At 69.2% G+C, this 12,650-nt stretch carries 8 protein-coding genes; 7 read left to right on the top strand and 1 reads right to left on the bottom strand.

Features of this window, described 5'->3' with window-relative positions; translation table 11 throughout:
* The first annotated feature begins 66 nt into the window (after positions 1-66).
* The 6 genes from EJV47_RS06710 (at position 67) to EJV47_RS06685 (ending at position 5,581) form a co-directional block, all read left to right on the top strand.
* A complete protein-coding gene (locus tag EJV47_RS06710; protein WP_126692379.1) occupies positions 67-1,005 on the top strand; it encodes a TIGR01777 family oxidoreductase in 939 nt (312 codons plus the stop codon).
* A gap of 24 nt (positions 1,006-1,029) precedes the next feature.
* Complete coding sequence (locus EJV47_RS06705; protein ID WP_126692378.1) at positions 1,030-1,563, top strand: GbsR/MarR family transcriptional regulator; 534 nt, start codon at positions 1,030-1,032, stop codon at positions 1,561-1,563.
* A gap of 39 nt (positions 1,564-1,602) precedes the next feature.
* The gene (locus EJV47_RS06700; RefSeq protein ID WP_126692377.1) at positions 1,603-2,637 is read left to right on the top strand and encodes an SRPBCC family protein; all 1,035 of its coding nucleotides are present in this window, start codon (positions 1,603-1,605) and stop codon (positions 2,635-2,637) included.
* A complete protein-coding gene (locus EJV47_RS06695; protein ID WP_126692376.1) occupies positions 2,630-3,415 on the top strand; it encodes a class I SAM-dependent methyltransferase in 786 nt (261 codons plus the stop codon). Before EJV47_RS06700 ends, EJV47_RS06695 begins: the two co-directional genes overlap by 8 nt.
* Before the next feature lie 252 nt (positions 3,416-3,667).
* On the top strand, positions 3,668-4,432 hold the full coding sequence (locus EJV47_RS06690; RefSeq protein WP_126692375.1) for a nucleotidyltransferase domain-containing protein: 765 nt from the start codon (positions 3,668-3,670) through the stop codon (positions 4,430-4,432).
* Positions 4,433-4,507: 75 nt separating this feature from the next.
* The gene (locus EJV47_RS06685; protein WP_126692374.1) at positions 4,508-5,581 is read left to right on the top strand and encodes a DNA polymerase beta superfamily protein; all 1,074 of its coding nucleotides are present in this window, start codon (positions 4,508-4,510) and stop codon (positions 5,579-5,581) included.
* 258 nt (positions 5,582-5,839) lie between these two features.
* On the opposite strand, the gene EJV47_RS06680 is transcribed toward EJV47_RS06685, so the two are convergent.
* A complete protein-coding gene (locus EJV47_RS06680) occupies positions 5,840-6,085 on the bottom strand; it encodes a hypothetical protein (protein WP_126692373.1) in 246 nt (81 codons plus the stop codon).
* Positions 6,086-6,467: 382 nt separating this feature from the next.
* On the opposite strand from EJV47_RS06680, the gene EJV47_RS06675 reads away from it, so the two are divergent.
* Positions 6,468-12,572: a carboxypeptidase-like regulatory domain-containing protein gene (locus tag EJV47_RS06675; RefSeq protein ID WP_126692372.1), complete on the top strand. Its 6,105-nt coding sequence runs from the start codon at positions 6,468-6,470 to the stop codon at positions 12,570-12,572.
* Positions 12,573-12,650 lie beyond the last annotated feature (78 nt).

The following is a 12,650-nucleotide window of genomic DNA, read 5'->3' as shown; positions in this document are numbered from 1 at the left end:
AACTTGTGATACATTTGAGCCGGATAAGGCAACAGTACGCTGCTAACCGCTTCATTCGCCGCCGCTATGGCTCCCGCACGCATCATCCTGGCCGGTGGTACCGGCTTTCTGGGCCAGTGCCTGATTCGCCACTACCGCCGCCGGCCGGTGGAGCTGGTGGTGCTGTCGAGGGAGCAGCTGCCGGCCTACGCCAACGTGCGCTTCGTGCGCTGGGACGGGCGCACGGTGGGGGAGTGGGCCCGGGAGCTGGAAGGCGCCGCGGCCCTCATCAACCTGGCTGGCCGCAGCGTCGACTGCCGCTACTCCGAGCAGAACCGCCGCGCCATCGTCGACAGCCGGGTGCTCAGTACCAAGGCCCTGGGCGCGGCCGTGGCGGCCTGCCGGCAGCCCCCGCGGGTGTGGCTGAACTCCTCCACGGCCACCATCTACGAGCATACCGCCGGGGAGCGGCCCGCCAATACCGAGGCCGACGGCCTGATCGGGCGGGGCTTTTCGGTGGAGGTGGCCCGGGCCTGGGAAGACGCCTTTTGGGCCGCCGACACCCCGCAGACGCGGCGGGTGGCCCTGCGCACGGCCGTGGTGCTGGGCGACCGGGGCGGGGCTTTTCCCACGCTGCGGCGGCTGGCCCGCTGGGGCTTGTGCACCCCGCAGGGCTCGGGCGAGCAGTGGGTGAGCTGGCTGCACGAGCAGGATTTCTGCCGGGCGGTGGATTTTCTGCTCGCCCAGCCCCAGGCCAGCGGGGCTTTCAACCTCTGCGCCCCCGAGCCGCTGCCCAACCGGGCCTTCAACCAGCTGCTGGCCCGGCACTTCGGCCCGCCGCTGCTGCGCCTGCCCCAGCCCGAGTGGCTGCTGGAGCTGGGCGCCTGGCTGCTGCGCACCGAGCCCGAGCTCATCCTGAAAAGCCGCAAAGTGTACCCGCAGCGGCTGCTCGAATGGGGCTTCACGTTTCTTTTTCCCACCTGCGAAGCCGCAGTTGACGATATTCGGCGGAGCGTAGCGGCCTGACCTTGGCCCCGCGCTTCCGATAGTATGCCCGACCAGCCCACCCCAACCAACCCCGCCCTCGAACAAGCCAAAGCCCAGTTTATCCAGCTCTGGGGCGCCAGCAGCGCCAACTGGGGCATCAGCCGCAGCCTGGCCCAGATGCACGCCCTGCTGCTCGTGTCGCCCGCGGCCCTGAGCACCGAGGAGCTGATGGCCCAGCTGCAGATTTCGCGCGGCAACGCCAGCATGACGGTGCGCGAGCTGATGGACTGGGGTCTGGTATACAAGGAGTTGAAGCCCGGGGAGCGGCGCGAGTATTTCGTGGCCGAAAAGGACATGCTGCAGGTCACGCGCTGCATCATCCGGGAGCGGAAGCGCCGCGAGCTGGACGCCATGAAGCGCAGCCTCGCCCAGCTGGCCGCCCTGCCCGGCGACCCCGCCGACCCCGAGTACCGCGAGTTTCACCGCGTGCTCGGCGACATCCAGCAGCTGACCGACAGCGCCGACTCGGTGCTGTCGGGGGTGATGAAGGCGGAGAAGAACTGGCTCATCGACAAGTTTTTGCGAATGTTCCTGTAGGCCGGGCCGCGGTCCGCTCCCTAACCTCCTGGTTTGCGAATGGACCCCACCAACCCCCAACCCGACTTCTACAACGACGACGCGCCCGCTCCGGCGCGGGGCTTCCGCCACTGGCTGCTGGGCACCCCGCTGGGCTGCGCCACGCTGGCCGTGCTGCCCACCGCGGTGCTGTGCACCGGCCTCACCTTCCTGTCGACCAACGTTTACCGCGCCTACGGGGCCTCGGTGTTTCTGGCCTCGCCCTTTATCTGCGGGCTGGTGGCCAATGCCATCTACACGCGCCTGAATGGGGCGCGGCACAAGTCGCTGATTGCCATGCACGTGGTGATTGTGCTGGCCGTGCTCTGCACCCTGGCGCTGCTGATAGGTACGGCGCTGGAGGGCCTGATCTGCGTGGCTATGGCCGCCCCGCTGGCCCTGGTCATGGCCCTGCTCGGGGCCTGGCTCGGCGAGAAGCTGGCGGACCTGCTGGGGCCGGCGCGCTCGGGCTATATGTTTACGCTGCTGGTGCTGCTCTACCCGCTGGGGCAGGACTGGGAGGCGGAGCGGGCGGCCCCGCCGGCGCCGCACTTGGTCAGCACCCGGCTGCTGATTCAGGCGCCGCCCGCGCGCGTCTGGCAGGTTATCAGCCAGCCCGTGCAGTACCCGGCCGAAGTGGGTTGGCTGTTCCGGGCCGGGGTGGCTTACCCCACGCGCACGGCCATCGAGCGGGGGGCTGACGGGCGGCCGCGCCTGCGTTGCAACTACTCGCAGGGCGCCGCTACGCTGCCGGTTACGCGCTGGCAGCCGGGGCGGGAGCTGACCTTCGTGGTGCCCGTTATGCCCGCGCCCATGCGGGAGCTGAGCCCGTACCCGCGCATTCACGCCCCGCACCTGCACGGCTTCTTCCGGGTCGACAGCGGCACCTTCCGCCTGCACGCCCGGCCCGATGGCACGACGCTGCTCGAAGCCCGTACCGTGTACCGCCACAGCATCGGCCCGCGCGGCTACTGGCAGCTGTGGAGCGACTACCTGCTCGACGATGTGCACCTGCGCGTGCTGACGGCCATCAAGACCCGGGCGGAGCATGAGTAGCCGCGTGTTGGGGCGGCCCCGCGCCGCCCGCCGCCGCTCGGCGGCCGATGTACGGCCCACCGCCGCGCTGTTCGAGCCCGGCTTCGTGCGCCACCTCTTCAACCAGCTGGCCGACAGCTACAGCTGGCACCAGTGGATGTCGTTGGGCCTGACAAACTACTGGCGCCAGCAGGCGGCGGCCCTGCTGCCCGCGCTGCCCCCCACTGCCACGGTGGTGGATCTGATGAGCGGTAGCGGGGAAATGTGGCCGGCATTGCGCCGCCGACTGGGCGCGCAAACGCAGCTGCACGCTGTGGACTTTGCCCCCGCCATGCTGGCCGGCGCCGCCCGCCGCCTCGACGCCGATGCGCGCCACGCCCGCACCGAGCTGCACCTGGCCGATGCTCTGCGCTGCCCCTTACCCGGCGGCGCGGCCGATGCGGTGGTGTGCGGCTACGGCCTCAAGACCCTGGATAGCAGCCGCTACGCCGCCCTGGCCGCCGAAGCCCGCCGGCTGTTGCGCCCGGGCGGCACGGTGCTGCTGCTGGAGTTAACCCTACCGGCGCAGGGCTGGCGGCGGGCGGCGTTCTGGCGCTACCTGCAGCTGGTGCTGCCGCTGGTGGCCTGGCTGAGCCGGGGCCGGGCCGCCCTGCACCGCTACCTACCCTTCTACGCCCACGCCTTCCCCGACCTCGACGCGGTGGCAGACGCCTTGCGGGCGGCCGGTTTCGGGCATCTGCGGCGGGTGCCGCTGCTGCTGGGCTGCGCCACGGCGCTGACGGGCGTGCGGGCGCGGTAAGGCAAGGAAACAACGGGCCAGCCTGCACGAGGGAAGCCCGGGCTTCGGCCGCCACTGGGGTGGCTGCGTCCGGGGCTGGCGGCGTGTGGTAATAACAAGGAGAGAGGTTATTGCCCGCCGGCAGCTCCAGGGCAGCCGCCCCGGTGGCGGCTCGGCTTGGGCACCCGAGCTGCAAGCAGTTCAGTCGCGCACGACGCTTTAAAAAGGTGCCGCGTTTGCCGGGCGGGCGGCGCCGGGCCTAATTTGCGGCCTATGCACGCCCGCATCCACGCCGAGCTGCTGCGCCTGGAGCAGCTGCACCACGTCCGCATCCTCTACGCCTGCGAAGCCGGCAGCCGCGCCTGGGGCTTCCCCTCGCCCGATTCCGACTACGACGTGCGCTTTATCTACTGCCGCCCGCCGGGCTGGTACCTGACCCTCGACGAGGGCGCCGACACGCTCAACTTTCCCGTCGACGAGGAGCTGGATTTGGCCGGCTGGGACCTGCGCAAGGCCCTGAAGCTGCTGCGCGGCTCCAACGCGGCCCTGCTGGAGTGGCTACAGTCGCCGCAGACGTACCTGGAGGCGCTGGACTTCCGCGCCGCCGTGCAGCCCCGGCTGGCCGAGTGCTTCAACCCGCTGGCCACGCTGCACCACTACCTGGGCCTGGTGCGCCGCGGCATAGAAGAGGATTTGCCGCAGGAGCAGCCGCGCCTCAAGCGCCTGTTCTACGCCCTGCGCTCCGCCCTGGCCGCCCGCTGGATTCGGGAGCGGCAGACGGTGCCGCCCATGGAGTTTCGGCGGCTGCGGGAGCTGCTGCCCAGTGAGCTGCGGGCCGAAGTCGACGAGCTGCTGCGCCGGAAAGCCCGGGCCACCGAGAAAACCACCGTACCGCGTCCCGCCGCCCTGGCTGCCTTTATCGAAGCCGAATACGCCGCCAGCCAGGCCGCCCGCGCCACCCTGGCCCCGCCCCGCCGCCCGGACCCGACGCCGGCCCTGAACGAGCTGTTTCAGCAATTGATAACGCGCGCCTTTTAGCCTCTGCGAAACTCTGCGCAACCCTCTGCGCACCTCTGCGGGAACTGACGCCTGCTGCCACCCACCCCGAAAAGAATGACCATCCAAGACCTTCGCCAGCAGCAGCTCATCCTCTTCGAAGCCGTGAGCGGCAGCCGGGCCTATGGCACTAACCTGGCCCACTCCGACACCGATTTGAAGGGCGTGTTCGTGCTACCCGAGCGGCAGTTCCTAGGCCTCGACTACGAGCCGCAGGTGGCCAACGCCTCCAACGACGAGGTGTTCTACGAGCTGCGCCGCTTCGTGGAGCTGGCTCTGAAAAACAACCCCAACGTGCTAGAGCTGCTGGCCTCGCCACCCGACTGCGTGCGGCACCGGGACCCGCTGTTCGGGGCGTTCCGGCCCGAGCTGTTTCTCTCCAAACTCTGCCGGCAGACCTTCGCCGACTACGCCGTGGCCCAGATCAAGAAAGCCAAGGGCCTCAACAAGAAAATCAACAACCCCGAGCCGCCGGCCCGCAAATCGGTGCTGGACTTCTGCTACGTGACCCGCGGAGCCGGCGCCCAGCCCGCCGAAACCTGGCTGCAGCGCCAGAACCTGACCGCCGCCCAGTGCGGCCTGGCCAAGGTGCCCCACCTGCAGGACCTCTACGCCCTGTTCGTGGACCCTTCGCCCGACGGCCGCCTGGGCTACCGCGGCCTCGTGCGCGACGCGGACGTGAGCAACGACGTGCAGCTCTCGGCCGTGCCGAAAGGGGAGGAGCCGGTGGCTTACCTCTCGTTCAACCGCAACGGCTACAGCACCTACTGCCGGGTGTACCGCGAGTACTGGGACTGGGTGCAGAAGCGCAACGCGGAGCGCTACCAGAACACCGTGCAGCACGGCAAAAACTACGACGCCAAAAACATGCTGCACGTGTTCCGCCTGCTGCAAATGGCCGAAGAAATTGCCCGCGAAGGCCGCCTGCAAGTGCGCCGCCCCAACCGCGACTTTCTGCTCCAGATCCGCCGCGGCGAGTTTGAGTACGCCGACCTGGTACAGCAGGCCGAGGAGCTGGTAGCCCGCGTCGACGCCGCCTTTGCCGCCAGCGCCCTACCCGCCGAGCCCGACCGCGGAGCCGTGGAGCAGGTGCTCATCGAGACGCGGCAGCGGTTCTACGCCAGCCGTTGAGGTAAAACAGAACGTCATCCTGAGCAGAGCGAAGGACCTTCCTCACACCCCGCACCGCCGCCAAAGTCCAAGCACCAACGCTCTTACACAGGGGCAATAAAACAGCACCGCCACCAACATCAGAGCGTTGGTGGCGGTGCTTTTATCGTTTTGACCGATTAACGGCAGCACGTTGGCAGCGGCGGCGGTGCGGGGTGTGAGGAAGGTCCTTCGCTCTGCTCAGGATGACGTTCTACTATGTCCCTTTACCTCCGCGAATTAGAAACGCGTGGTGCTGTGCTTGGGGCGGAACAGCGTCTTGGCTTTGCTGCTCTTGCCGGTTTTGCGCAGGCTGAAGCGCTTGGCTTTTTTGCGGCCTTTGTAGGCCTTGTAGCTGGGGCGGTGGGTGTAGATGCGGCCCTTCATTTTGGCCTTGGCGTAGGAGCTGATGCGGGCGGCTTCGGCCGGCGTCGAGACTACGCTGCTCACCAGCAGCGCGAAGCAGAGAAGGAGGATGCGGATCATTGGAGAGAGAAGGTTGGAGTGGCGGTGGTGGCTATTAAACTCTCCAGGGTACTTGAAAATTGTGTGCCAGTTTTTTCGGCGCAGCTGCGAGTTTGACGGCGAAGCAGGGCCTTGCCTGCGCTTAATAATGGCCTGTTGCGATGAAATTGACGATTTTATCAATCGGCCAAATAATTCCCGGGCTCTGAAAAAAATTATAGCAGCCTTGGAAAGAGCCAAATTATTCCGGCTTTGGTGAGGTCCGGATGTTGGGGCATCCGGAATTTTTTGCTGCCGCGGTGTGGAATCGGGGCCGAAGGCACATCCATCCTGTGAAGCTGCTCCGCCGCGGCCGGCCACCGCCGGGCAGTGCGCCTCTCTCCACGCCCCGCCGTACCGCTTTATGCTCCGACTGCTACTCTGTGGGCTCTGCCTGCTGTGGCTGGCCGCGCCCCTGCGCGCCCAGCAGCGCCTGGCCCAGGCCCGCCAATCCAGCTACCTCACCAAAGTATTCCGCCTCACCAACGAGCAGGCGCGCTTCCTCTACGAGCACAATTTGCACGGCGCCCGGCCCGAGTTTTTTCGCCAGCCCGTCGACTCTTTCCCCACCGACAGCACCCGCTTCTACCAGCGCCGCCCGCTGCCGCCCGGCTACTACCTGGTGGCCCACACCGAGGGCCCGCAGCTGGTGTACTGGCTGCGCAGCGAAACCGACCGCCTCGTAACCGTGCTCGACAATCAGGTGGACCTGGTGCTGGTGGTGCGCGACTCGCTGGGCCGCCTGCTGGGCGAGGCCGCCCAGGTGCAGCTGCGCCGCCGCCCCGTGCCCTACGACGCGGCTACCCGCACCCACCGCCGGGCCCGCGCCGGCCGCGCCGGCCTGGTGGCCGTAACCTATCGCGGCCGCACCACCTTTCACAGCCTGGAGCGCACCTTCCCCGCGCCGCCCGACTACATGGACGAGGAAGGCTGGGACCGGCTGGGGATGCAGCTGGCCGCGCTGCCGCCCAAGCTGCTGCGCGGCGTCAAGCGCGTGGCCTACGGCATTCCGCTGGGCTACCTGGTGGTGCCCACGCGCCGGCTTATCCTCGATGTGGTGCACTTTCGGTACACCACTACCGGAGTGGTGGGCATGGGCCGCTCCGTCTTCAGCGAGGAGGTGCGCGAGGAGCGGCAGCAGCGTCGTCGGGGCCAGCGCAGCAACTGGGCCCGCCGCCAGCAGTGGACGAGCTACGTGGCCTTCAGCAAGCCGCGCTACCGGCCCAGCGGCGACACGCTGCGCCTGAAAATGCGCCTGCTCCACCGCCCCGACGGCCGCCCGCTGCGCCGCCGCATGGTGCTCTGGCTGGGCGGCCCCGACGGCACTTCGAAAAAGCTGGCCGAGCTGCGCCCGGTGCGGCCCGGCTCCTACGAGTACACGCTGCCGCTGACCGACAGCCTGGGCCTGCGCGCCGACAACGTGGTGCAGGTGCGCCTGGCCACGCCCCGGGGCCTCACGCTGGCCAGCGGGCAGTTCCGGCTGGAAGACTATGAACTAAATAACACTAAATACACCCTGCGCGTGGGCGAAAAAGAGCACCGCCGCGGGGCCCAGCAGGCGTTTTTCCTGCGCGGCACCGACGCCAACGACCTCAGCCTGCTCGACGCCCGCGTGACGCTGAGCGTGACGCCCGCCGGCCCGCCCGCTGCCTTTGCCGGCCGCTCGGTGTTCGTGCCCGATACGCTCTGGCGCCACGCCGGCCCGCTCGACGCGGCCGGGGAAACGCGCCTGGAGCTGCCCGCCCGCGTGCTGCCCGCCGCCGATTTGCGCTACCAGGTGCAGGCCACCTTCCTCAACGCCGACAACGAGCGGCACGCTGAATCGGCCACGGTGAGCTACCAGCTCGACCCCGGCCAGCTCAGCGCCGAGCTGCACGGCGACTCCGTGCGCCTGCGCTACCTGCACCTGGGCCAGTCGCGGCCGCACCGGGCGCAGCTGAAAGTAACGGGCGGCACCGACCTGGAAACCAGTCCGCTGCGGGAAGGCCCGGTGCGCCTGCCGCTGACCTTGCCGGTGAACCCGCGCGCCTACGGCTATACCATTACCGACAGCCTCGGCCACCAGGCCAGCGTGAACCTGGAAGAAGAAAACGCCGGGCTGAACCTGCAGTCCGACCGCACCCACGACTCCATCTTCCTGGCCCTCGACAACCCGCGCCGGCTGGCCTGCTGGCGCTTCGTGTACCGCGGCGACAAGCTGGTGCACCGCAGCTACGGCGGGCCCGACTGGCGCCTGGCCCTGCCGGCGGCCTCCGATGAGCCCTGGTACGTGTCGGTGCACTACCTCTGGGGCGAGGAAATGCTCAGCCGCGAGTTCGTGGTGCCGCTGCTTCGGAAGCAGCTGCGCATCACGGCCGAGCAGCCCGACGTGGCCTACCCCGGCCAGCGCATCGAGTTGCGCTACACCGTGACGGACGGCGGCGGGCGCCCCGTGGCCGGCGCCGACCTCACCAGCTACGCCCACACCAGCCGGTTTGAGCAGGCGGTGGCCCCCGCGCTACCCGGCTTCGAGCGGCGCGTACTGGGACGGGTGTCGCGGCGGCGCTTTGAGCTGGACGACTTCAGCTTCGAAAACAACCCCGGCACCACCCGGCAGCGCCTGCTCGACTGGCAGCGCTGGCGCCCGCAGCTGGGCCTGGATTCGCTGCGCTTCTACGACTTTCTGTACCCCGCCGGCGGGCAGTTCTACGAGTACCGGCCCGCGCCCGGCGGCCTCACGCAGGTGGCCCCGTTCGTGGTGGATTCGGGCCGGGTGCAGCCGCCCATTGCCGTGTATATCGACGGGGTGCCGGCCTACGTGCACGACGTAAACCAGAACGAGCCCTACAGCTTCGTGGCCGAGCCCGGCCCGCACACCATCAGCATCCGGACGGCCAAGCGGCTGGTTACCCTGCGCGACGTGCAGCTGCGCCACCTGCACAAGCTCACCTTCAGCGTCGACGTAAACCAGCCCTGCCAGGAGCTGAAAGTGGAGGCGCGGCCCCGTTTCCTGCCCGAGGAGCAGCTGGGCCTGGCCCGCAGCCTGCTGCTGCTGGACCCGGGCTCGTTCGGCCCCGGCACGCTGCTGCGCCAAGGTAACCGCCTGCAGCCCGTGCAGAGCCTCGGGTTCAACCGCTACCTGGGCGTCGGCGGCCCGCTCCGGCCCGATTCGGTGCTGCTGCGCAACGATGCGGAGGGGAAGCCACGCCGGTTCATGTTCGAGGGCCTGTTTAAGTATTCCCTGGAGCCCGGCGTACTGAAAATGCGCTGCGTCGACCCCGCCGCGTTCGGTCCGCTCAGCGGCTCGGGCTTCCCCGCCCGATTGCCCCTCGACGGCTTTGCCTACACCGAAGCCATGCTGCGCCCGCAGCCGGGTACGCCCGCCGTGGGGGGCCTGGGCTACGGGTACAGCCCGCGGGCGCACTATTACTACACCCCGGTGCTCGACAACCCCGCCGGCACGCCCGCCGGGCAGGGGCGGCTGCAGCTGCGCCTGCCCGAGCCGCCCAATCCCAAAGACCCGTCCCAGCTCTGGCCCGAGGCGCTGTATCTGCTCGTCACCCGCCCCGATCAGCCCAAATTCCTGCGCCTGCTGGCCGGGCTGCCCACCGTGCACGCCCTGCCGCCCGGCCGCTACCGCGTGGCCGTGCTCCGCGCCGACAGCGCCTGCTGGGTTCCCGCCGAGCTGGTGACGGTGCAGCCCGGCGGCACCACCTACCTGCAGCTGCGCGCCGCCGACTGGCAGAAGCCCGGGGCGCTGAGCCGCCGCATCGGCCGGCTGGTGCGCCAGCGCGTGCCGCGCCCAACGGCTGCCGCGCCCGCCCGGGAAGAGCACCGCGTCATTCGGGCCACCCAACCCGCCGTAGTGCAGCCGGGCTGGTCGACCATCAGCGGCAAAATCATCGACAACAGCACCGGGGAAGGCATACCGGGCGTGACCATCATGGTGAAAGGCACCACCACCGGCACTTCTACCATGGCCGATGGCACCTACTCGCTGCAGGTACCGCCCGAGGCCACTACGCTGAGCGTTTCCAGCGTCGGCTACGTGACCGTGGAGCGGCGGATTGGGGGCTCCGTGCTGAACGCGGGCCTGTCGGCCGATACCAAGCAGCTGTCGGAAGTGGTGGTGGTCGGCTACGGCACCGTGAGCCGCTCCAGCCTGACGGCTTCCTATTCAACTAGCAGCCTGCAGGGCCGGGTGGCCGGCGTATCGGTTGCCAGTTCCGCCAACATCCGCATCCGGGGCGCCAATTCTCTGACGGGCAGCGCCCAGCCGCTGCTGATCCTCAATGGGCTGCCCTTCAACGGCCGGCTGGAAGACCTCGACCCGGCCACTATTGCCAACATTACCACCCTGAAAGACGCGGCGGCCACGGGCGTTTACGGCGCCCGCGGCGCCAATGGCGTCATCCTCATCACCACCAAATCCGACCTGGTAGCGGCCCCCGCCGACCTGGAGGCTGCCGGAGGACAAGACCCGCGCCTGGCCCTGCGCCGCCGCTTCTCCGACTACGGCTGGTGGCGGCCCACGCTCGTCACCGACGCCCGCGGCCAGGCCCGCACCACCGTCACCCTGCCCGACGACGTGACCGGCTGGCACAGCTTCGTGCTCGGCTCCGACAACCACGGCCGCACCGGCTCGGCGGCCGGGCTGCTGCGCTCCTTCAAGACGCTGCGCGCCGAGCTGGCCGTGCCCCGCTTCCTGGTGGCCGGCGACCAAACCCAGATTATTGGTAAGACCCTGAATTACCTGCCCGACACGGCCCGGGTGGCTACCAGCTTCCGCGTCGGCGGGGCCGAAGTGCGCCGGCAGCAGCACCGCGTGGCCGGCGCCGTGGTCGACACGCTCACCCTCGTGGCCCCGGCCACGCCCGGCGACTCGCTGCTGCTGAGCTTCGGGCTGACGGGCGCCGCCGGCTACCAGGACGGGGAGCAGCGCCCGGTGCCCATCCTGCCGGCCGGCACGCTGGAGCGCACGGGCAGCTTCCTCACCCTCACCGCTCCCGATACCACCGTGCAGCTGCCCGCCTTCGACGCCCAGCGCGGCCCCGTTACGCTGCGGCTGGAAACCGACCCGATACCGGCCTTGCTGTCGGAAATCCAGCACGTGCAGGCCTACGCCTACCTCTGCAACGAGCAGGCCGCCTCCAAGCTCAAGGCCCTGCTGCTGGAACGGCGCATCCGCGTGGCTATGGGGGAGGAGTTTGGGGGGGATAAGGCCGTAAACTACCTCATTCGCAAGCTGCTGGCCGGCCGCTACAAGGACAGCCGCCTCTGGGGCACCTGGCCCACTTCGCCCGTGAGCTACTGGGCCAGCACGCACGTCGTCGAAGCCCTGCTGGAAGCGCGCACGGCCGGCTACGCGGTGAAGCTCGACCAGGCCGAGCTGCTCGACTTCCTGGGCCGCCGCCTCGACGAGGAGCTGAGCCGGGCCGAAGCCGCTGCCGCCCGGCCCAAGAACCCCGATTTCTACTTCCCCGACGACGTGCTGCGCCTCCTGCGCCTGCTCCACCAGCTGCAGAGCCCCACCGGCTTTGCCACCTACCTGCGCCGCCTCGCCCGGCTGCAGCGCGGCCGCCAGCCCCTCGACCGGTACCTGGCCCTGACGGAGCTGCGCCAGCAGCTGCAGCAGCCCTACCAGCTCGATACCCTGCGCCGCTACCGTCTGCGCACCCAGCTCGGCGGCGTGTACTACGCCGATACCCTGCAGCCCGGCGCCTACTACCGCTACCTGCTCGACAACCGGGTGGGCAGCTCCCTGCTGGCCTACCGCATCCTGCGCCGGGAAGGCGGGCACGAGGCCGAGCTGACGCGCCTGCGGGTGTATTTGCTGGGGCTGCGCCGCGCCGGCCACTGGCGCAGCACCTACGAGGCCGCCCAGATTCTGGAAACCATCGGCCCCGACCTGTTTGCCCCCGGCCGCGGCACCGTGGCCGCCCGCGTGACGCTCGGCGGCGGCCAGCCGCAGGAAATCGGGGAGAAGCAGATGCCCTTCGAGACAACGCTGCCCGCCGCCGCGGCCCCGCTCAGCCTGCGCAAGGAAGGCCTGCAGCCCGTGTACGCCACCGCCTACCAGAGCTTCTGGAACCCCGCCCCCGCGGCCCGGCAGGGCGACTTTGCGGTGACGACCACCCTGGCCGGCCAATCGGGCCGCCGCGTGAGCCTGAAAGCCGGCCAGCCCGCCGAGCTGCTGGTTTCGGTCGACGTGAAGGCCGAGGCCCGCTACGTGCTGGTGGAAGTGCCCATTCCGGCCGGCTGCTCCTACGGCCCCAAGGCCCCCGCCAACGGCTACGAGGTGCACCGCGAGTACCTGCGCCACCAGACCGGCATCTTCCTCGACCACCTGCCCGTGGGCCGCCACACCTTCCGCATCAGCCTGCAGCCGCGCTACCGCGGCCGCTACACCCTGAATCCCGCCAAAGCCGAGCTGGTGTACTTCCCCACCAAGTTCGGCCGCACCGACAGCAAGCAAACGGTGGTACAGTAGGAGGGACCATCCGTTTGCTGAAAAGCCCGCCGGTTTCCGGCGGGCTTTTTTCTTGGTTAAAGAGGCCCAGCAGAACGT

The sequence above is a fragment of the Hymenobacter gummosus genome (assembly GCF_003970915.1).
GTDB lineage: Bacteria > Bacteroidota > Bacteroidia > Cytophagales > Hymenobacteraceae > Solirubrum > Solirubrum gummosum.
The sequence above is the reverse complement of the archived record's forward strand: the minus strand, read 5'-3'. Positions and strand labels throughout refer to the sequence as shown.